Origin of the sequence: Arthrobacter sp. NPDC058127, from assembly GCF_042884555.1 — a bacterium.
Classification (GTDB): domain Bacteria; phylum Actinomycetota; class Actinomycetes; order Actinomycetales; family Micrococcaceae; genus Arthrobacter.
Genome location: NZ_JBHVTT010000003.1, coordinates 179,562 through 199,810, shown reverse-complemented (window position 1 = coordinate 199,810; position 20,249 = coordinate 179,562). Strand labels below are relative to the sequence as shown.

16 protein-coding genes and 1 pseudogene are annotated in these 20,249 nt (G+C 60.6%); 9 read left to right on the top strand and 8 right to left on the bottom strand.

What is annotated here, in order from left to right:
• Nucleotides 1-41 precede the first annotated feature (41 nt).
• From rfbB to ACFVTG_RS07085, 5 genes are all read left to right on the top strand, one after another.
• On the top strand, nucleotides 42-1,040 hold the full coding sequence (gene rfbB, locus ACFVTG_RS07105; RefSeq protein ID WP_390279179.1) for a dTDP-glucose 4,6-dehydratase: 999 nt from the start codon (nucleotides 42-44) through the stop codon (nucleotides 1,038-1,040).
• A 3-nt stretch (nucleotides 1,041-1,043) separates the two neighbouring features.
• A complete protein-coding gene (locus ACFVTG_RS07100; protein ID WP_390279177.1) occupies nucleotides 1,044-2,450 on the top strand; it encodes a sugar nucleotide-binding protein in 1,407 nt (468 codons plus the stop codon).
• A 111-nt stretch (nucleotides 2,451-2,561) separates the two neighbouring features.
• A complete protein-coding gene (locus ACFVTG_RS07095; protein WP_390279175.1) occupies nucleotides 2,562-3,227 on the top strand; it encodes a glycosyltransferase family 2 protein in 666 nt (221 codons plus the stop codon).
• A 32-nt stretch (nucleotides 3,228-3,259) separates the two neighbouring features.
• The gene (locus ACFVTG_RS07090) at nucleotides 3,260-3,607 is read left to right on the top strand and encodes a DUF2304 domain-containing protein (RefSeq protein WP_390279173.1); all 348 of its coding nucleotides are present in this window, start codon (nucleotides 3,260-3,262) and stop codon (nucleotides 3,605-3,607) included.
• A gap of 146 nt (nucleotides 3,608-3,753) precedes the next feature.
• Entirely contained in the window at nucleotides 3,754-4,851 is a 1,098-nt protein-coding gene (locus ACFVTG_RS07085; RefSeq protein WP_390279171.1) for an acyltransferase family protein, read from the top strand.
• A 115-nt stretch (nucleotides 4,852-4,966) separates the two neighbouring features.
• On the opposite strand, the gene ACFVTG_RS07080 is transcribed toward ACFVTG_RS07085, so the two are convergent.
• Both ACFVTG_RS07080 and ACFVTG_RS07075 read right to left on the bottom strand, forming a co-directional pair.
• Nucleotides 4,967-6,070 carry an NAD-dependent epimerase/dehydratase family protein gene (locus tag ACFVTG_RS07080; RefSeq protein ID WP_390279169.1) on the bottom strand — a complete coding sequence of 368 codons (1,104 nt, stop codon included), beginning with the start codon at nucleotides 6,068-6,070 and terminating at the stop codon, nucleotides 4,967-4,969.
• A gap of 60 nt (nucleotides 6,071-6,130) precedes the next feature.
• Nucleotides 6,131-7,018, bottom strand: a complete 888-nt coding sequence (locus ACFVTG_RS07075; RefSeq protein ID WP_390279167.1) for a glycosyltransferase family 2 protein — start codon at nucleotides 7,016-7,018, stop codon at nucleotides 6,131-6,133.
• Nucleotides 7,019-7,253: 235 nt separating this feature from the next.
• On the opposite strand from ACFVTG_RS07075, the gene ACFVTG_RS07070 reads away from it, so the two are divergent.
• Nucleotides 7,254-8,453, top strand: a complete 1,200-nt coding sequence (locus ACFVTG_RS07070; protein ID WP_390279166.1) for a hypothetical protein — start codon at nucleotides 7,254-7,256, stop codon at nucleotides 8,451-8,453.
• Nucleotides 8,454-8,534: 81 nt separating this feature from the next.
• Here the strand turns inward: ACFVTG_RS07070 and ACFVTG_RS07065 are convergent, their stop codons facing one another.
• The 4 genes from ACFVTG_RS07065 to ACFVTG_RS07050 all read right to left on the bottom strand — a co-directional run bounded on the left by ACFVTG_RS07065 (nucleotide 8,535) and on the right by ACFVTG_RS07050 (nucleotide 14,444).
• Complete coding sequence (locus ACFVTG_RS07065; protein WP_390279164.1) at nucleotides 8,535-10,766, bottom strand: GH25 family lysozyme; 2,232 nt, start codon at nucleotides 10,764-10,766, stop codon at nucleotides 8,535-8,537.
• A 449-nt stretch (nucleotides 10,767-11,215) separates the two neighbouring features.
• Entirely contained in the window at nucleotides 11,216-12,223 is a 1,008-nt protein-coding gene (locus ACFVTG_RS07060) for a GDP-mannose 4,6-dehydratase (RefSeq protein WP_390279162.1), read from the bottom strand.
• On the bottom strand, nucleotides 12,220-13,203 hold the full coding sequence (gmd, locus tag ACFVTG_RS07055; protein WP_390279161.1) for a GDP-mannose 4,6-dehydratase: 984 nt from the start codon (nucleotides 13,201-13,203) through the stop codon (nucleotides 12,220-12,222). The genes ACFVTG_RS07060 and gmd overlap by 4 nt, the downstream gene beginning before the upstream one ends.
• Before the next feature lie 89 nt (nucleotides 13,204-13,292).
• On the bottom strand, nucleotides 13,293-14,444 hold the full coding sequence (locus ACFVTG_RS07050) for a glycosyltransferase family 4 protein (protein ID WP_390279159.1): 1,152 nt from the start codon (nucleotides 14,442-14,444) through the stop codon (nucleotides 13,293-13,295).
• 122 nt (nucleotides 14,445-14,566) lie between these two features.
• Between ACFVTG_RS07050 and galE the strand changes: the two genes are divergently transcribed.
• Nucleotides 14,567-15,610, top strand: coding sequence for a UDP-glucose 4-epimerase GalE (gene galE / locus ACFVTG_RS07045; RefSeq protein ID WP_390279157.1), 1,044 nt, complete (start codon nucleotides 14,567-14,569; stop codon nucleotides 15,608-15,610).
• A 123-nt stretch (nucleotides 15,611-15,733) separates the two neighbouring features.
• Here galE and ACFVTG_RS07040 read toward each other — a convergent pair whose 3' ends face one another.
• Nucleotides 15,734-17,638 (bottom strand): S-layer homology domain-containing protein, encoded by a 1,905-nt coding sequence (locus ACFVTG_RS07040; RefSeq protein WP_390279155.1) that lies wholly within the window; start codon nucleotides 17,636-17,638, stop codon nucleotides 15,734-15,736.
• A 192-nt stretch (nucleotides 17,639-17,830) separates the two neighbouring features.
• Here ACFVTG_RS07040 and ACFVTG_RS07035 point away from each other — a divergent pair.
• Nucleotides 17,831-18,306: pseudogene (locus tag ACFVTG_RS07035) on the top strand (CpaF family protein); the annotation flags it as partial.
• A gap of 318 nt (nucleotides 18,307-18,624) precedes the next feature.
• Here ACFVTG_RS07035 and ACFVTG_RS07030 read toward each other — a convergent pair.
• Nucleotides 18,625-19,332 (bottom strand): recombinase family protein, encoded by a 708-nt coding sequence (locus ACFVTG_RS07030; protein WP_390279154.1) that lies wholly within the window; start codon nucleotides 19,330-19,332, stop codon nucleotides 18,625-18,627.
• A gap of 431 nt (nucleotides 19,333-19,763) precedes the next feature.
• Here ACFVTG_RS07030 and ACFVTG_RS07025 point away from each other — a divergent pair, with 431 nt between their 5' ends.
• Entirely contained in the window at nucleotides 19,764-20,180 is a 417-nt protein-coding gene (locus tag ACFVTG_RS07025; RefSeq protein WP_390279152.1) for a hypothetical protein, read from the top strand.
• The last annotated feature ends 69 nt before the right edge of the window (nucleotides 20,181-20,249 follow it).

Below are 20,249 nucleotides of genomic sequence, written 5' to 3'. Positions count from 1 at the left end.
CTGCACGCAAAGAGGTGCCGATCGGGCGTTAGGCTGTAGGCATGCAGAAACTTCTCGTCACTGGGGGCGCGGGCTTCATCGGTTCGAATTTTGTCCGCTATGCCCTGGAAAACACGGACAGCCACGTCACAGTCCTGGACAAGCTCACTTATGCCGGCAACAGGGACTCTTTGAAGGGACTACCAGCAGAACGATTCCGGATGGTGCAAGGCGATATCTGTGATGCGAGGGTCGTGGACGGGCTCGTCGCGGCGAGCGACGTCGTGGTCCATTACGCCGCGGAGTCGCACAATGACAACTCCCTGCATGACCCGCGCCCGTTCCTGGACACCAACATCATCGGCACGTACACGCTGATCGAGGCCGCCCGGAAGCACGGCAAGCGCTTCCACCACATCTCCACCGACGAGGTCTACGGGGACCTGGAACTCGATGACCCGGAACGGTTCACCGAGAACACCCCCTACAACCCCTCCAGCCCGTACTCCTCGACGAAGGCCGGTTCGGACCTGCTGGTCCGGGCATGGGTGCGCTCCTTCGGGCTGCAGGCCACGATCAGCAACTGCTCGAACAACTACGGCCCGTACCAGCACGTGGAAAAGTTCATCCCGCGCCAGATCACCAACGTGATCGACGGGATCCGCCCGAAGCTCTACGGCAAGGGCGAGAACGTCCGCGACTGGATCCACGCGAACGACCACTCCTCCGCCGTGCTGGCGATCATCGACAAGGGCCGGATCGGGGAAACCTACCTGATCGGCGCGGACGGCGAGAAGAACAACAAGGACGTCGTGGAGCTGATCCTCTCGCACATGGGCCAGGACAACGACGCCTACGACCACGTCGTGGACCGCCCGGGCCATGACCTGCGCTACGCGATCGACTCCACGAAGCTGCGCACCGAGCTGGACTGGAAGCCCGAGTTCTCCAACTTCGAGGCCGGCATCGAAGACACCATCAAGTGGTACCGCGACAACGAAGCATGGTGGCGCCCGCAGAAGGCCGAAACCGAAGCCAAGTACAAGGAACAGGGCCAATAGACGATGTCGATCGAGTTTTCCAAGCAGCTGAGTGCCCGCGAAACACCGATTCCCGGCGTCGTTCTTTACGAGCTTCCCGTCTACGGCGACAACCGCGGTTGGTTCAAGGAGAACTGGCAGCGCGAGAAGATGGTGGCCCTGGGCCTTCCTGACTTCAAGCCGGTTCAGAACAACATCTCTTTCAACGAAAAAGCCGGTACCACCCGCGGCATTCACGCCGAGCCGTGGGACAAATTCATCTCTGTCGCCACGGGCAAGATCTTCGGTGCCTGGGTGGACCTGCGCCAAGGGCCATCGTTTGGTGCCGTGTTCACCGCCGAGCTGGACCCGAGCCAGGCCATTTTCATCCCCAGAGGCGTGGGCAACGCCTTCCAGACCCTGGAAGACAACACTGCCTACACCTACTTGGTCAACGACCACTGGAGTGCCGACGCCCAGGGCCAGTACACCTTCCTGAACCTGGCCGACGAGACCGCCGCCATCGACTGGCCGATCCCGCTGGAGGAGGCCGAACTCTCGGACAAAGACAAAGCCCACCCGCGTCTGGCGGATGTGCGGCCGATGGGCCCGCGTAAGACGCTCGTGGTGGGTGCCAACGGCCAGCTCGGCAAAGCCCTTCGGAAACTGTACGAAGGCGATGCCTCCGTGGAGTTTGCCGGCCGAGCTGAGTTCGACCTCGGCTCCCCAGAAGCGATTGCCGAAAAGAACTGGAAGAACTACTCCACCATCATCAATGCGGCCGCCTACACGGCCGTCGACACGGCCGAAACCCCCGAAGGCCGCCAGGCTGCCTGGCAGACTAACGTCACGGCAGTCGCCCGATTGGCGCGCACCGCCATCGAACACGACTTGACGCTGGTGCATGTGTCCTCTGACTACGTGTTTGATGGCACAGCGAAGACCCACACCGAAGACGAAGCCCCGACCCCGCTGAGTGTGTATGGCCAGACGAAGGCGGCAGGAGACGCGGTGGTGAGCGTTGTGCCGCGCCACTACATTGTGCGCACTAGTTGGGTGATCGGCGAGGGGAACAATTTCGTCCGGACGATGGCTAACCTCGCCGCCCGCGGCGTAAGGCCCGCAGTAGTGAATGACCAGATCGGACGACTGACATTTACAAGTGACATCGCTGACGGGATCCGGCACTTGCTTGAGACCGGGGCGCCTTATGGAACATACAACCTCACCAACGACGGCGAACCTAAGTCATGGGCGGAAATTGCCGCCGACGTCTTTGAGTTGTCCGGGGCTTCCCGATCAGACGTCTCTGGCATTAGCACCTATGAGTACTTCAAGGGCAAGGACGCGGCCACAAGGCCCTTGCACAGCATCCTTTCGCTGCATAAGATCCAGGCCGCAGGATTCCATCCGCCTGTTGGGGAAAGTCGTTTGGCGGACTACTTGGGTTAGCATGCCCGACAGAGGTTCCGTCGCAACCCACCTGAGAAAACAAGGTCATCGCGTCGGGTGGGGCACTGTGGGGCGCCCGGATTCATCTGGCGCGTATGCAACAATTGGTACGTGAGTCGCACCTGGATCGTCATCCCCATGTACAACGAGGCTACCGTCGTAGGTTCTGTCATTGAAGGGCTTCGCAGACAGTTCCCCTTTGTAGTTTGCGTCGACGACGGCAGCACTGACGGGTCCCAGAACGCGGCGCGCGCTGCGGGGGCAGTAGTCGTTCAGCACCCCATTAATCTTGGCCAGGGCGCTGCGCTGCAGACGGGGATCGAGTTTGCCCTTCAAGACAAGAATTTGGGGTGCATCGTGACCTTCGACGCCGATGGCCAGCACCGGGTTGAAGACGCCAAAGCCATGGTGGAGCGGGTGCAGTCGGGCGAGGCAGACATCGTCCTTGGCTCGCGCTTTCTGGATGACCGTACGAAGCTCTCGCCAGCCAAACGGCTAGTACTCAAGACAGCTGCCATTCAGTCCCGTTTGGCAACAGGCATGAACCTCACCGACGCCCACAACGGGCTTCGGGCGTTCAACCCCTATGTAGCATCGAACATCCACCTAACACAGAACCGTATGGCGCACGCTTCTGAGTTGGTACACCAAATGGCGAAACTCAAGCCGAAGTACGTCGAGCACCCCGTGGAAATTATCTACACAGACTATTCCAAGTCCAAGGGACAGTCGCTCCTCAACTCGGTCAACATCGTGGCCGAACTCTTCTTCAAATAAGCCCTCTTCGTTTACGAGCTCAAGGTGTCGGATTGCTGATTATCGTACAAATCGTCCTGGTCATTGCTGTCATGTTGGTCTCCCTTGCTTTGATGCGCGGCGGATCAAACGCAAGGCATCTGGCCGTGCGGCGAATCTTGCTCATGTTGTTTGCAGCAGGGGCTGCTCTATCGGTGTTCTTCCCTGACGCACTGACCCATGTTGCGACTTTCTTTGGCATTGGACGTGGAACCGACTTGGTCCTGTACGGCAGTGTCGTTTCGTTGTTTGTCTTCATGGCGACCACCTACCAGCGCTTTCGCCATTCCGAAACGGCACTTACGAAGCTTTCTCGCCGGATCGCGATCGATGAAGCCGAGAAACCCGGGGAGCTGAACTGATGTCGGCCGCGTCGCCCGATGCTACGGCGGAGAGCGCGGGGCCCCGACTGACGGCGCGGCGGAGCGTTTCTCCCCAAGCGAGGGACCGACGCGACTCACGGATGGTTCTCGGTAAACCTCTGGATCCTCGAAAGAACAGCCTGAATATGATCAGGCTCGGTCTGGCAGCCCTCGTGCTCTTCGCGCATAGCTTCTACTTGGCCGGGGCGGGCGTCGGCCCGCACATCCGCGGTGAAAACCTCGGCGGATGGGCGGTGGCAGGATTCTTTGCCCTAAGTGGATTCCTCATCACGGGCAGCCGTCTGACCAACGGTCTGGGTGAGTACCTCGTACACCGCGTTGCCCGGATCTATCCGGCGTTCCTGGTCTGTCTACTGGTCACGATTGCAGTCTTTGCTCCACTTGGGTATCTGCATCAGAACGGCTCACTCGAGAAGTACTGGTCGACTGAGACTACGCCGCTGAGGTTTGTGTTTTCGAACCTCTTCTTGCAGATGCGCCAATACGATGTTTCCTTCACGCCAGCGTCGGTTCCCTTTGCGGGGTCGTGGAACGGCTCGCTCTGGAGCCTGTACTACGAGTTCTTGTGCTATCTGGTCATCGCAACCATTGGCGGGCTCGCTTGGGTTCGTCGCTCACCTGTGCCAATGGCCGTGGCTTTTGCCCTAAGCGTGACCCTCTATGCCAACCTGTCTGCCCTCAAGCCCTTCATTAATGATGTCGACTTCTCCCTCCTGGCTAAGCTGCTGCCGTTCTTCCTCGGCGGAGCGCTTGTCCAGATGTTGTCGTCTCGCATCGGCTTGCACTGGATCGCCGGGCTTGGGTCCGTAGTTATCGTAGCGGTTAGTGTCTACGCGGTGCCATCCTGGGGCGGACAGCTTGCCAGCCCATTCATAGCCTATGGACTGCTGTGGATTTCGTCCGTTCTTCCGTCACCACGGCTGATCCGTGTCCACGACGTATCGTATGGTTTTTACATTTACGCTTGGCCCGTCCAACAGCTGCTTGCTCTTTACGGCGTGCACGGCAAGGGGCTGGCGATTTACCTACTGGCCTCTTGCGCAGGGACCCTGGTGCTTGCGACCCTGAGCTGGTTGTTCGTAGAGCGTCCAGTCATGCGTCTGGTCCGCCGTCGGCGCAAGAATCGCGACGCCACCGGTCAGCCGGTACCTGGCGACGACGTGAACGCGCCGACTGCTGAGGTGCAGGTGCACGAAGAACCGGCCACGGTCGGCGGACGCTAGTCGCTCGACGCGTTTACCCACGCACGGTTGGGTTCGCCGTTTCATCCTGAGCGTGCGGCTGCCGGCCTATGGAGTAATCCCATAGGGCCGGCAGCCGTTCCAAATTCAGTTTGTGTTAGAGGGCTGCTTCAGCAGGAAGACGCCCGTCAATCCAGTCGGCGAGACGGGCAATTCCTGCTTCAAGCTTGTACTGGGGTTCCCACGATAACGCGGACTCCGCTGGCTCCACATCCGCCCAAGCATGGCGGACATCGCCCTGGCGGAATTGTCCGGTGACGTGAGGAGCCGGTGCTCCGTAGTGATTGCTGATAATCTCTGCCGCCGTACGGATGGTCTGGAATTCTCCGGACCCAATGTCGAGCGCGCCGTCGTGTGAGCGCTCAGCAACAGCTGCGGCCACGATTGCTGCGGCAACGTCATCGATCAGGACGAAGTCCCGGCGCACCTCGCCGTCTTCGTAGAGTGGGATCGACTTTCCAGCCTTGGCCATCCGGCAGAACAGAGACATGATGCCCGTGTAGGGGTTGATCAGAGACTGGCCAGGACCGTAGACGTTCTGCAGACGCAATACCGCGGTCTCAACTCCGTAGGATTTCGCCCAAGACTCAAGGATGTTCTCCTGAGCGAGTTTCGTTGCTCCGTAAACGCTGACGGGCGCGGGCGCGACCTTAGAGGCGGACATGGCGACAGGCTCCGCGTCGGGGAAGTCCCATTGAGCCCGTGAAAGGATTTCGTTCGAGCGTTGTCCAGGGTAGAAAAGGGTACCAGTGGCGTTGGACTTCCAAGCGCCCTCGCCATACACGGCCCGGCTGCTGCTTAGGACGATGCGTCGGGGGAGCAGGCCGCTGCGATTTAGGCCATCGAGCATCTGGGTGGTGCCGACGACATTGACCATGGCGTGGCGTGAGGACTCCTCGAGAGACTGTCCGGTTCCGGTCTCGGCTGCCAAATGGATGACGACGTCTGGCGTGACATTTGCCAAGACCTTGTCCCAGGTCTGGGCCTCGGTGATGTCTGCGACGATCAGCTCAACTGCCGGGTCGAGTCCATCTGGACGTGTCTGGGCCGCATGAATCTGCGGGTGCAGATTGTCCACCGCAACGACCCTGTCAAATCCAGCTACCAACGCCGGGGAGACAGCGCAGCCAATGAATCCGGCGCCTCCGGTTATCAGGGCGGTGCCACGCTTGTTGGGGGATGTGTTGATTGACAGGGTCACTTATTGGGCCTTTCTGGGGCGAACGTGTTCACGTTCAGTTTCTCACATGCGTTTGCAACGTCAGGATCCGAAGGCATGCCGTAGGGTTGCCCGGATGACATCAGGCTTGAGTGACACTAGCGCTGTTGGCAAGAGTGATACTGCGTGCAGACGCGAAGTCCAACGAACGCGCGCGGCGAAGGCGGCTTTGTTCCAGCCCCTGTCGAGGCACAGCTTCTGGGCGATCTGCGCGTACTCACGGTCCCCGGCGAATCGGCTGCCGTCTGTGAGCGTTGCGGATGAGGCGCTTGCCGAATGCCGGCGGTAAGAAAACGCCAGGGCAGGCTCGTACACCAGCGATCCCCCCTGCAGAACAATGTCCATCACCAATGCAAGGTCCTGCACGATGGGCAGTCCGTCGCGGAAGCTTACTCGACGGATCGCGTCCGTTCGGAACGCCAACGACGGCCAGTAGAGCCAGTTGCCCCCCAATAGGCTGACTGCCAGGGATTCCCCGCCCAAAACGGTCGCAAATCCGGTCTTCGGTCCCACAAGCCTCCGTTTGACCGAGTCCGCGAGAGAGGTGACAACCTTGCCGGTCTCGTCGATGATCTGGACGCCAGGCTGGATCACGGCGGCGTCGGGGAAATCCCGGTTGGCTTTCAGAACTACGTCCACGTAGTTGGGCAGAAGTACGTCATCGCAGCCGAGAATAACCATCAAGTCGTATTTTGCCAGTGCAACGCACGTGCGGTAGTTCTCCGTGATGCCCTTGTTCGTCGCATTCCGGACGTACGTGACGCGGGTATCCTCAAGGCCGGCAAAGTACTCGGCGACGGAATCGTCGGGATAGCAGTCGTCGACGACGGTCAGGGTCCAATCGCTGTTGTTTTGTGCCAGAACGCTCCGGACAGTTTCCTTGAGCAGATCCGGATCGCCCCAGAAGGGGACAAAAATTTCGACTGGCATATTCCAACTTCCACGTATCGTTTGGGCTTTAGAAATCACTTGAGCCAACTCGACGGCGCGCCGCTAGATTGAGTGCCCGTCCGCTCCCGACACTAATATGGTGCCATGACCTCCCAAGTTCTCTGTCCATTTGACACTGTGATCGAGAGCATGGCGAATGACTGACCCCGACGGAATCCAGCCACAATCGACTATTGCGGGGCGCCAAGCGGCGTCTGTGGGCTTAGCATCTCTTGTGTCGGCGGCAGCTGGCTACCTCGTCATCTGGTTTGTTCCACGGGTCCTCGACAAAGCCGACAATGCCGAATTCCTGGCGTTCTGGTCGGCTCTGTTCCTGCTTTTTGGCCTGTTGGGTGGGCTTCAGACCGAGATCGTACGGCACGTTACGGCCCGAGGCGCCGATAGGCACGAAAGACACCCGGAGGACCATCCGAAGAGCGTGGGCTTGTTCCGCGTGGTGCTGACTCTTAGCGGCTCCCTTGCGGTAATTCTGGCCGCGAGTTCCTTCCTGTGGGGCCCCGCGGTACTTGGCCCGCACTGGGGCGTTCTGGCCTTGGTCCTTGCGGGGTCCTGTTTGGCGTTCTCCATCCACGCTGCGCTGGCGGGGGTGTTGAGCGGACGCCGCAGTTGGGGGCACTTCTCGACGCTCGTTGCCTCTGAGTCCACGTTCCGTCTGGCCCTGGTCCTTGCCGTGGGCCTGTTGGCTGGCTCCACAGCGGGTATTGCAGCGGCAGCAGGAGCCGGAGCCTTGGCTTGGGTCCTAGTATCTGTGTTCCGGCCCGAGGTTCGGGGCGCTTTCGCTCAGCGTCTCGATGTTCCGGCGCAGGTGTTCGCAAGGAAGGTTGGCCACGCGAGCATTGCGACGGCGGCGAGTGCGTCCTTGATGGTGGGGTTCCCAATCCTGTACCGCCTCACGACGCCGTCCCCGGTGTACCTGGCTTCCGCGCCTCTCTTGCTTGCCATCCTTTTGACACGGGCGCCACTGATGGTCCCACTGGGTACTTTCCAGAGCGTGGCGATTGCACACTTCGTGGCTCATCGTCACCGTGGTTTGGCCGCCCTTCGACCGATAGCCCTACTGCTCGGTGCCGTGGCCGCGCTCGGCGCCGTGGCGGCATATTTCCTGGGGCCGTGGCTCATGGTCCTGCTGTTCGGGCCAGACTATCTGGTCGAGCCGTGGATTTTGGCTGGCCTCACCGTTGCGGCAGCCTTGCTAGCACTTCTTACGCTGACGGGCGGGATGTGCGTCGCATTGAACCGGCACCGGGTTTCATCTCTTGGTTGGGTATTAGCTGGGGCCGTGACCCTCGTCGTCTTGCTGCTCCCCGTGGAAGCTGATCTGAGGGCTGTAATGTCGCTGCTGCTCGGACCGCTTTTGGGAGTGGGGATCCACATCTTCGCTTTGTCGAGGCAGGTATCTTTCGTCCGGGTGTGATGTTCCCGAAGGTGCGAGCCGCTGCGGACAAAGCGAACGCCTTCCGCGGCGGCTCGTACCAAGACGGGTGTTCCAGCCTGGTCAGTAGCGTGTAATCGCGAATCCGGTGAAGGCATTCCACCTGATCGAGCCGCCATTAAAATATTGGATGCATTCGGTGGAAGTGCAAGTCTCGGTGCTTGTGGGGAATCCAAAGAACCCCTGTTGAGCCCCGTTGGATCGCCACACTCCGCCGATGCCGCTCTTATATACCGCACCCATCCCGATGCCTGAAGCCCATAAGATGTCGCCGCCCGCGAAGGACTGAGTACAGGAGTTGGCCCCGCATGTCTCGCTGTTTGTCGGGAAGCCCAATCGTCCAGTTTCGGCACCGAGAGTCCGCCACAGTGAGCCGATGCCGCTGTTATATACCGCACCCATCCCGATGCCCGAAGCCCAAAGGATTTCGCCGCCGGTGAAAGACTGCGTGCAAGTGCTTGCCGTGCACGACTCGTCAGTTGTTGGATAGCTCAAACGCGCTTGCTGGCCACCCATGTTTGTCCACAGGGCTCCGATTCCGGTTCCGCGGAGCACGCCAAACGCAGCGGTGGCTGCACTCGGATCTTTGAGGATCCGCCCGCCGGCAAAATCCTGGGCGCATTCTTTTCCTCCGCAGAACTCAGTGTCTCCGATAGGGACTCCGAACCGGCCGTTCTCGGCCTGCTCGGTCTTCCACTTCAAGGAAATCTGCCCATTGCTGATGATCTTTGCGCCGGAGGCCGCAGCCCAGAAGATTTCACCATTCGCAAAGGCTTGTCGACACGTTGTCACCTGGCATGTTTCGCTGGCGATCGGAGCCCCGAGGCTACCAGACAAGCCACCTTGGGATAGCCATCTGGCTCCGATGCTTGTACGCCAAACGGGTGTCGCTGGTGTTGCAGAGGTCCAGACGAGAATGCCGCCTTGGTAGCCTTGTGTGCATTGCGTGCTAGTGCACGTCTGGTTTTCGATCGGGTAGCCTAGTCTGCCGTTCTCCGCTCCCAGAGCGACCCAAGCTGTTCCAATGTTGCCTTGAACAATTGCCCATGCGCCGGACGACGCTGTCCACACGATTTTGCCACTCTGGAATGTCTGACTGCAGGCAGTGGTCGAGCAGGTCTCGCTGCCCGTCGGGTAGCCCAGGATGCCGGACGTACCTCCCATCGAACGCCATCTAGCACCAATACTGGTGGTAAAGACGGGTACAGCGTTTGTGGACGTCGTCCAGTAGATCGAGCCGCCCTGGAAGTTCTGGGAGCAGGCATTGGAGGAGCAGGTTTCATCCGATGTTGGGTAGCCAAGACGACCGTCCACGCCACCCAAGGCCCGCCAGGCGCTGCCGATTCCGTCGAAGTAGACGGCCTGGGCTCCGGTCGCCGCGTTCCAAATGATCTGTCCGCCGTCGTACTGCCGGTAACAACCTCCATTGCGCAGTCCGCAATAGAGGGACAACGTCTGGTTTCCCAGTCGGCTTGCGGATCCTCCCATAGCGTCGTACTTGTTGAGTACAGGGTCAAAGCCCGTTGCCAACGCCTGAAGTTCGGCATAGCTGCCGTTGAACACATTTTGATCGCCTACGAATTGGCCTGCGTCGCTGTACTGCCAGATTGCGTAGCTGCTCCAGCCTGCCGGAAGTATGCCAGGCGAGCCTGCCGTTGTGTAGGACGCTATATGAAGTGGTTGTCGGCCGAACGAAGGGGTATTGCCGGTGCATGTTCTCCACCAGTCGGTGGTGGTGTAGATCGCAGGATAGCGCCCAGTGCGCGTGTACATCGTGTTGGAGAAATCAGAGATCCAATTGACCATGTCGCTTTGTGACAGGTTGTAACACGTGTTGCCGAATTGCGGATATGGGTTGTATTCAATGTCCAACAGGGGAGGGAGTGTGGAACCGTCTCCGCTCCAGGCGCCGCCGTTTGATGCGAAGAAATTGGCCTGAACGGCGCCGGACGAGACATTGGGGACCGCGAAATGGTAAGCGCCGCGGATCATGCCAACACTGCTTGAACCGTTGTACTGGCTAGCGAAGTAGGGGTTGACGTAACCGTAGTCCTCGGTAGCTTTCACGTAGGCAAAAAGCGCTCCCATGTTGCGCTGCTGCTGCCAGTCGACGTTGCCCTGGTAGTAGCTGACATCGAGTCCCTGGATCCCAGGCGGCATATATACCGCCTGAGCCGAGACAGTCCCCGGCTGCGCCATGGATCTGAGTCCCGACTGTTTCTGTATACCTTGTCCCATGCGCGCCCCGCCGGGCCCCTGAGCGGCTTTGAATTTGGCTAAAGCATCTGCGCTCACGAGGGCGCCCTGAGGGACCGGACCGCTGGCTGCTGCTGCGGTCGAAGGGGGAGCGGGCGAAGCCGGGTTTGTAGCGGTCACGTGTCCCGGCGTCGCAGTCGCCGGCGCGGGAACAGGCTGGGTGTCAGCATGCGCCGGCACAGCTGGAACGAAGGAACCACTTACAAGGCAAATGAGCACAAGCGCTGCGGTCAGCAACACCTGTCGACCGAGGGCAGGACCGCCACCCTTTCGTTTGCTGACGACTTTGCTGAGACTCATTACTTGCTCCGGCCAGCGACACGCAGTCCCCCACGTGTCGCACATTAGAAACTAAATGGCTTGTTATTCCGACGTGTGGACCACTGCGCCGTGTCGGGTCATCCTTGTGACCCGGCCAATCTAGCACCAATGTTACAGATGAAACCAGAGTTAGTCGTGTTACTGAAGCGATCAGAGAGGACAGAAAACTATTCGGCCAGCAAGGCTTGGTCATGCCGCACCATGGCGGCAACAAGCTCGTCGAAGTCGACGGTCGGCTTCCAGCCAACGCGCGACGAGATCTTTGAAATATCGCCCCTCATCTCGGATGCATCCGTAGGACGTGACAGTGACTCGTCGACGTCCACGTACCGTTGCCAGTCCTCGATGCCTACTGCTTTGAAAGCCGCCACGACAAAGTCTTGGACGGAGTGGGAGATCCCGGTGGCAACGACGAAATCATCCGGCTCGGAGGCGTGCGCAATGCGGTCCATGGCGTCCACGTAGTCCGGAGCCCATCCCCAGTCGCGGACGGCCGCAAGATTTCCCAGGGATAGCTTGTCTTGCTTACCGGCCGCAATCGCCGCGGCAGCGGAGGTGATCTTCCGCGTTACAAACTTTGATGGCCTGCGCACGGACTCGTGATTGTAAAGGATTGCGGTTGACGCGAACATTCCGCGGCCCCGATAGACTCCGACGGCGTGATGGGCCAAAGCCTTCGCCGCCCCGTATGGGGAAACCGGGCGGATCGGCGTTTCTTCGGACTGAGGCGAGAATTCAGCGTCACCGAAAAGTTCCGCGCTGGAGGCCTGAAGGAAACGTATTTGCTTCCCCGTCGCTTGTTGTACCTGCCACATTGTTTCGAGCATGCCCACGACCGATGCACCCGAAATCAAAGCCGTGTCATAAGGCTCCTGCCAAGACTGGTACACCGAGCTGATTCCACCGAGGTTGAAGACCAGCTCGGGGGCGACAGACCTAAGGATCGCCTCCAGTCCCGACGGCTTGGCGAGGTCCCCCACATGGTAATGGACCCCGTCGATGAACATCTCACCGTCGACCGTTGGTCCGGCCTGAGGCCGCTGCCGGACCAGACCGTGTACTTCCCAGCCCCGGGAAAGCAGCGACTCCGCCAAATACGATCCATCCTGCCCCGTCACTCCGGTGAGGAAAGCAGTACCCCCGGCAACGGCTCGCACGTCGCGGAAATCGCTCAACGCATCAATGCGGACTGTTCCGCGATGTCGTTTTCCACCATCATCTGGACGAGTTCGTTGAATTCGACCTTGGGTTTCCAACCCAGCTTCTCTTTGGCCTTTGTGGCGTCGCCGATCAGGAGATCAACCTCCGCGGGCCGCATGAAACGGGGGTCTTGACGGACGTACTGCTGCCAGTTGTCAAGCCCGGCTGCGTCAAAGGCCGCCTGAAGCAGCTCTTCAATCGAGTGCGTCTCGCCAGTGGAGATGACGTAGTCATCCGCTTCAGGCTGTTGGAGCATGAGCCACATCGCCTCCACGTAGTCGCCAGCAAAACCCCAGTCCCGCTTGGCGTCCAAATTTCCGAGGACGATTTCGTTTTGAAGCCCGAGCTTGATGCGTGCAACGGCCAGGGACACCTTGCGAGTTACGAATTCCGGTCCGCGGCGGGGGGACTCATGGTTGAACAGAATGCCGCTCGACGCGTGCATGCCGTACGACTCGCGATAGTTGATAGTCATGTAGTGACCAAAGACCTTGGCCACACCGTAGGGAGACCGCGGCCAGAGCAGGGTCTCCTCGGTCTGTGGCACCTGCTGAACCTTGCCGAACATCTCCGACGAAGAAGCTTGGTAGAAACGTACTTTGGAGATGTCATCGCCCGCATACAGGCGAGTTGCTTCAAGCATGTTCAAGACGCCCTTACCGGTGACGTCCGATGTGAGCGAGGCGTTTTCCCAGGAGTAGGCAACGAACGAGATCGCGCCCAAGTTGTAGACCTCGTCAGGCTGTGCGGCATCGAGCACCCGCACCAGTGATGAGACATCCGTAAGGTCCCCGGTGAGAAGCCTTACTCCTGGTACCGTCTGGCGAACGAGCTCATACTTGGGGTTGTTTTGACCGCGGATGAGGCCGAAAACCTCGTAGCCCTTGGAAAGAAGCAACTCGGCGAGGTACAGGCCGTCCTGGCCGGTGATTCCAGTAATCAGAGCACGGGGCATTGGTTGGTGTCCTTAGTTTTCGGTGCAGCGGGCATACCAACTATATCGTGCTCGCGCATCGACGCCGCTGTAGCAAGCAACGTCAGGTCTCAGCTACCGGCCGCCGCGAGGTGTCGCTGGGCATATGCGTAGCGATACGCCTCCTCGTGCACCTCGGCACAACGCTCCCAGGAAAACTTCCGGACCTGCTCGAATCCGAGGCGCTGGAGCTCTTCAGACCGGGCGATAGCCTGACGGATGGCCTCGGCGATGGCCTGAGGATCGTCCGGGTCAAACAGCTCAGCCGCGTCCCCGACTATTTCAGGAAGCGAACCCGCAGTAGAACTTGCCACCGGACAACCAGAGGCCATAGCTTCGAGGGGAGGGAGTCCAAAACCTTCGTAGAGGCTGGGGAACACCATGCAGGCCGCGGTCCGGTACAGTTCCCGCAGCTCGCTCAGCGGCACGAGTCCACGGACGTCCACATTGGATGGGATATCGGTGAGCGTATCCAAGGCGCCGCCCGTCAGGACAAGGCGCAGTTCCGGATTCGTCTTCTGCAGCAAGCGCATGGCCGCGAAAAGTTTGGTGTGATTCTTGTGTTTCCAACCCCGGGCGGGATACATAATGAAGTTCTGCCGGGGACCCAGGTTGGGAACGAAATCATCTGGGTTGACACCAAGGTGGGCCGTGAAGATCTTTTCGGGCGGGATCCCCACCTGATCTACTATGCTCTGTTTCGCGAAATCACTGATGGTGACGATCGCGTCGGCCTGGCGGGCTGCCCTTTCATAGAAGATCTTGCGGTAAATCTTATCGGGCGTGCTGAACAGGTCCGGCAGGTCCAGGTGCTGGACATCGAGCAGGGTCTGCACGAAGGGCTTTCCCTTCGGGGGCTTCGGAAGGGGGACCGTGAAAGGGACGTGGAACACGTCCATTGGGCGCATCTTACGCAGGATCGAGCGTCTGAACACCGTGCCCCTGGCCAAGGTAGCCAGCCGCGCGATAGTCGAGGATCCGCCTCCCATCCCGGGAACGACAATTTCATCCGCTCCCTCGCAGAAGCCCGCAGCGGACTCGTTGACGTAGCAGGTCGCCTTGACGGAAGATGACTTGCCGAGCTGGCGAACCAGCTCGCGGGCGTACGTTTCACTTCCGCCCATCCCCCCGGGGACGAGGGTAAGCATTGACACTCCGACATTCAGTTTGTCGGTGGCTTCCACTTGGTTGGCATGCGAACTGATCGGCCCGGGGATAGTCATGCTGGCTATCCTAGCGTTTTGTCGCCATCGCGGGCGTCGTCAGAGCTCGCTGCCCTTGGGCGGCGTTGCGGGCACATAGGACTTTTGTGGTCATGCCCCGGGGCCGCCCTACACTTGAGCACATGAAGGTATTGGTTACCGGCGGCGCCGGATACATCGGATCGCACACTGCGCTTTGTCTCCTTGAAGAGGGGCACGAGGTCGTGGTTCTCGACAATTTGATGAACTCGAACCCCGAGTCCCTGCGCAGGGTGGAACGGCTCACGGGAAAGAGCGTGGACTTCCGCAAAGCCGACCTGCTTGACGTTGCCGCCGTCGACGCCATCTTCGCCGAGGGAGGCTTCGGGGCCGTTATTCATTTCGCGGGCCTGAAGGCAGTTGGCGAGTCTGTCGACAAACCACTCTGGTACTACCAGAACAATGTGGTAGGCACGCTCAACCTGCTGCACAGCATGGACGCAGCTGGCGTGCGTCGCCTGGTCTTCAGTTCTTCAGCTACGGTTTACGGCGCCTCGGAGGAAGTTCCCCTTATCGAGAAGTCACCACTGGACGCCACCAACCCATACGGTCGCACCAAGGAACAAATCGAGGACATTCTTTCGGATCTAGGTGCCGCCGACGAGAGTTGGAGCATCGCCCTGCTCCGCTACTTCAATCCGGTCGGCGCTCATGAGTCCGGCCTGATCGGCGAGGATCCGAGCGGCATTCCGAACAACCTGTTGCCCTTCGTGGCGCAGGTCGCTGTCGGACGCCGCGAAAAGGTGATGGTTTTCGGTAACGACTATCCGACGACGGACGGTACCGGCGTACGCGACTACATCCATGTGATGGACCTCGCCGAGGGTCACCTCGCCGCCTTGCGTCACCTCAGCAATCGGACCGGCGTATTCCGCTGGAATCTTGGAACCGGCCGGGGATCATCAGTGCTGGAAGTCATCAGGGCGTTCAGCCAAGCGGCAGGCCATGACGTTCCCTATGACTTCGCGCCCCGGCGGCCAGGAGATGCCGCGGTCAGCTATGCCGATCCTTCGGCGGCTCTGGCGGATCTTGGTTGGTCCGCACACCGGAACCTTTCGCGGATGTGCGAGGATCACTGGCGTTGGCAGAGCCGCAACCCCCATGGATATTCCCCGGCTGAGGAAGCCGCAAGTGTCTATGCCGACTGATATGGGCGGCCTCTGCGGGTAGAGGATTTCCGGCTGCTGACCTCCTGAAGGCCGGTTTTCAGTTCGGACGTTTTCCAACGTCCAAACAGTCCCTGCCCAGGAACCGGCCCTTGGCTCCAGCCCTCAACGTCCGATTTTGGCGTTGTAGCGGTACATGAACGCAGCCATGGCGTCGCGGCTGACAGGGTTCAGCGGCCGGAAGGTGCCATCGGCGTATCCGGTGGTGATGCCGGTCGAGGCCAGCCAGGTGATTTCGAGGTAGAACGGGCTCGCCGGAGTGAGATCGGTGAACGGTGAGGCGCCGGGCGGGGTGTATGCGGGTTTGCCGGCAACCCGGTAGAGGAATGCGGCCATGGCGTCGCGGTTGACAGGATCCGAGGGGCGGAAGGTGCCGTCGGGGTATCCGGTGGTGATGCGGGTGGAGGCGAGCCAGGTGATTTCCTTGTAGAACGGTGAAAGGACCCCTATGTCCCTGAACGGAGAGATGACCGGGGGGACAAAGGTGGGGCTTCCCCGGAGACGATAGAGGAAAGCAGCCATTGCCTCGCGTGTGACGGCTTGGACGGGGCGGAACGTGCCGTCGGGATAGCCCGTGGTGATGCCGTTGTAGGCCATCCACGTCACTTCTATGTAGAAGGGGTAGCTCGCGGGGATATCGGTGAACGAAGGCGGGCTCGAACGAGTGAAGGCTGTCAGACCTTGCGCTGTGCCGAGTCCGGTTGGCCCGTCATATCCGTAACCGGCGATGCACAGATAAGGCATGGTGCAGGTGCCGTTCACACCGTTTGCAAGGTCATTCAGCGCCCAGGGTGAGCTGTAGGCAAGCTGGGCAGGCGAGATTCCCGCAGGCACAGGCCCTGCGAGGGCGTAGGCGGCGGCGATGACGGGGGCGGCCGCACTCGTTCCGCCAAAGACCATCCACCCGCTCATCCCACCGTTGTCATAGCTGTCGTAGACGGCGACGCCGGTGCTCGGGTCGGCAACTGAGGCAAGATCGGCGACGGTGCGGTTGGGACAGCCCACGTCGTGCTGCCAAGCCGGCTTGGGCTCGTAGATGGAGCAGCCGCTGCCGGGCCCGGCTGCGCCGGATCCCGTGGCCCCCCAAGCGCGTTCGGTCCAGCCCCGGACTTTGCTTGTGTCGAGGGTCAGGGTGGTGCCGCCGGCTGCGACGACGTTGGGCGAGGACGCAGGATAATTCACGGTGGGTGGGGCGGTGCCGTTCGTGTACCCGTCGTCACCGGAGCTTGCAACAAAAGGAATCCCGGGGTGATTGAAATAGAGGGCGTCGTATCGGGTGATCCCCGCGACCTCCTGGGCGCCGAAGCTCATCGACACGGCACTGGCACCTAAATTGACCGCGGTATTGACGGCGGTTCCCAGATCCGTGAGGGAAGGGGACGCGGCCTCGACGAGCAGGATGTTGCAATTGGGGCAGGCCGCCGAGACCATTTGCACATCGAGCGACGCTTCCTGCGCCCACGCTGCGTCGGGGGACGGCAGGGAGGTCCCGCCGTTTTGGTCCACTTTCCGGAAGCACGCTGAGACGGAGGAACAAGGAAGCTGCCCGTACCGCGTCCGATAGACAGCCAAATCCGCCTCGGCAGTCGGGGCATCGTACGGATCGACTACCGCTACGGTCCTGCCTATGCCGGCGGTGAGTGAGGGCAGTTTATAAGCGGATTGCAGATCCGCCGGTCCGTAGCCAGCAGGGAGTAGCTGCCCGGCAGCCAGGGGACCGGCAACTTCATCATCGATCTCCGCATGGCACGATGCGTAGCCCGGGGGCGCGTTCCCGCATACCTTCGAATGGCGGTGACCCTTCAACCGTGCCATGGCCTGGGCTGCGGGTGTGGGCTGAGGGGGCGAGACTGATGCCGACGATGCTTCAGGAAGGGGGTCGCTTGGATTTTCTTCTGCTTGTGCAGGCGTGACAATCCCGGACAGTAGCAACAGCACCGCGGCACCGGTCACGAAGCGGGGCCAGCTGAACCGGCGGCCGCGGGGATATCCGCGCGGTGTCTTCGGCATGAGATCCTTCTTTGCCCGGATATTTGGGGTCTGTAGTGGCCAGAGATTCACGTGTTTCTGGTGTGACTTGTGGATAAGACAATTATCCACATGTCCGCCAAAATGACTTGGTCTCACGTTGTAACCTCCCCTACTTTTTAACCTTGTTGAAGGTTTCCGCAGCGCCTGCGCGCATGCTGCATTGGGGAAAACATGGAGGCTTTGCGTATCGTCGAGGATGAAGTCCGCGAGCTGATTCGTTGGCGCGGGCTGGATCCTTTGAGTGAAGCAGCCGAAGTGCACCGGCTCGTCGAGGCCGCGGTGAATGACTACGATGAACGGGCGCTTCTCGGCCCTCTGCCTCCTTTGGGACATTTGGAGACTGCGCGCAAGTACGTGTTCGATGCCGTTGCCGGCTTCGGGCCGCTGCAGCCGCTTCTGGATGACCCCACCATCGAAGAGGTCTGGCTCAACGCGCCGAGCGAGGTTACGTTGCTCGGAACGGCGAATCCGAACTTACCTTGATCAGCGTCAGCGAGCAGCAGGTCCGCGACCTTGTTGAGCGGATGCTTAAGAACTCCGGGCGCAGGCTCGACCTCTCCTCACCCTTCGTAGACGCGGCCCTGCCCGATGGCTCCCGGCTCCACGTCGTCATTCCGGATACCGGTATTGAAGCCTATTGGAAAGTGACCTGTTCGTCTCGAGGGTGGTCCTCGTGCGCCTTGATCGGTTCGCTGCACAGATTCGACAATCGCGACGGCCATGCATTCGCCCAATGGGGGTCCCCGTAGCATTCGGGAAAAATCGGGCGGATATGCATATGACTGACCGGGGCAACCGGGGCCGTTCAGTCGCCTCGGGTGCCTGGCGGGAGCGTGGCGAAGTCGGCGTCGGCCTGCTCGACCGCTTCGGGGTGGGCCTGGCGTTTCTCATGTTCGTTGAACGCCCGGTAGATGCTGGCCAGGCTGGGGTTGCGGCCTTTGCGTTTGCCGGTGGGGATGATCAGGTCAAGCCGGATGTCCTGACTCGCCGCTCGCGCGGCGGCGCAGCAGGGTGTGCAGCATGTCATCGGTGATCACCGGGGGCCGGCCTCCGTGGTGTTTCGTGCGGGCCGGGTTGAGGCCTTCGAGGGTGGCTTTGCGGATGTTCTCGCGTTCGGTTTCGGCCATCGCGGCGAAGAACGCGAACAGCACCCGGCGGGTGCCGGCCGGGTCGTAGATCCCTGTGAGCGGCCCGGCGAGCATCTCCAAGGTGATGCCGTGCGCGGTCAGGTGGTCTGCCAGCGCGGTGAGTTCGGCGGAATCACGGCCGAGCCGTTTCATCTCGTAGACGGTGAAGATGACGCGGCAGTGCGGGGCGTGGGCTTTGATCTGCCGGGCTGCCTCCAGTGCTGCCTCGAACTTCGGGCGGACCCCCACGCGGGTGGAGACCTTCTCGGCGAAGGCCTTTTCGCGCGGAATGCCGTGCGCGGCGAGGGCATCCAGTTGGGACTGGAGTTCCTGGGTCAGGTGGTAGCAGCGGGCGTAGCCGACGCGGATGTCCGCGCTCGGGGTGTCTGCGGGGATTGTGCCGGAGGCGGTGTGTCCGGCCGCCAGGGTTGGCCGGGTCCGCGGTCGGCTGGGGTCGGCATGCGCAGTTCCTTCGCCAGGCGGGGGACGTTGGTGAACCGGCCGGTGTCGTAGGTCGACTCTACGGCACCGGAGCGGGACCGGCACGGTGAGCCTGGCTGGATGTCACAGCGGGGAGACCGATGCCGCTCGACCTCATCGGCGTCGGATGCGGCAGTGGATTCGGGGCTCCTCATCCCGAAGTCCTCTCACAAACAACTCTCAGAAGTTGACTTATGCTTCATTGAGTGAGGATGGGTTTTGAGAAGAAATCCGGCCTTCACCTGCCCTGCGGACCGTGTCGCCGTATGCTTTCTCAAAATCGGGCGTTTGCGGGAGGGGGATCCGCGCCGTTCTGGTTCAGAGATAACCCTTAGAGACCCCGGGACGCAAACCTAGGACCTCAAGGGTCACCTCTTACGAAGAGGAAACGACCTTCTTTGGACAACCGATCCGCCACTTGTCACCTAGGGACAGCTCTACGAGTACCAGGCCCTCTCGGTGTGGCTTAGCGAATTCCCGCAAGTACAGTGTTGCCCATGGGAAACTTCGAAACGCTCGTCTACTCGAATGGAGAATGGGAACGCTACGTCAAGAATGATGCATGGGATCGTGATCGCCAGACTCATCCATACATAGCCTTTGAAATCCATGACAGCGATTTCGCTGTGGTAGATTACAGGCCGGCAACCATCGGGTCAGGGCGCTTTTACCTGCGGCTTCAGCCAAGGGACTACTTTGAGGATCCGAAGGCCAATCCGTGGGTAGATATCGAGGCCGAAGCCTCAGGCCTGGCCGCTTGGGCACATAGTGCACTGGGTAGGACTATTTCCTCGGACGATGTGCGTGAATTTGTGGCCCCCGACAAGGTCGATGAACCAGAAGACGTTTTCGTGGAAGAAACAATGGAACGCCTGCTTAGGCAATTGGGCCTAGGCATGCCAGATGTCACCTGAGTGCCTTGCCGCTTGCAGACGCCAGACCACCGGAAAGAAACTCGCCCACACACCTAGGGGTTCTTTCGG

Bases quoted from the DNA above. Each gene is read 5' to 3' on its own strand.
- gmd (WP_390279161.1), bottom strand. From the start codon at position 13,203: ATGCCCCGTGCTCTGATTACTGGAATCACCGGCCAGGACGGCCTGTAC.
- galE (WP_390279157.1), top strand. From the start codon at position 14,567: ATGAAGGTATTGGTTACCGGCGGCGCCGGATACATCGGATCGCACACT.
- ACFVTG_RS07050 (WP_390279159.1), bottom strand. From the start codon at position 14,444: ATGACTATCCCCGGGCCGATCAGTTCGCATGCCAACCAAGTGGAAGCC.
- ACFVTG_RS07040 (WP_390279155.1), bottom strand. From the start codon at position 17,638: ATGCCGAAGACACCGCGCGGATATCCCCGCGGCCGCCGGTTCAGCTGG.
- ACFVTG_RS07025 (WP_390279152.1), top strand. From the start codon at position 19,764: ATGGGAAACTTCGAAACGCTCGTCTACTCGAATGGAGAATGGGAACGC.
- ACFVTG_RS07085 (WP_390279171.1), top strand. From the start codon at position 3,754: ATGATCAGGCTCGGTCTGGCAGCCCTCGTGCTCTTCGCGCATAGCTTC.
- rfbB (WP_390279179.1), top strand. From the start codon at position 42: ATGCAGAAACTTCTCGTCACTGGGGGCGCGGGCTTCATCGGTTCGAAT.
- ACFVTG_RS07075 (WP_390279167.1), bottom strand. From the start codon at position 7,018: ATGCCAGTCGAAATTTTTGTCCCCTTCTGGGGCGATCCGGATCTGCTC.
- ACFVTG_RS07100 (WP_390279177.1), top strand. From the start codon at position 1,044: ATGTCGATCGAGTTTTCCAAGCAGCTGAGTGCCCGCGAAACACCGATT.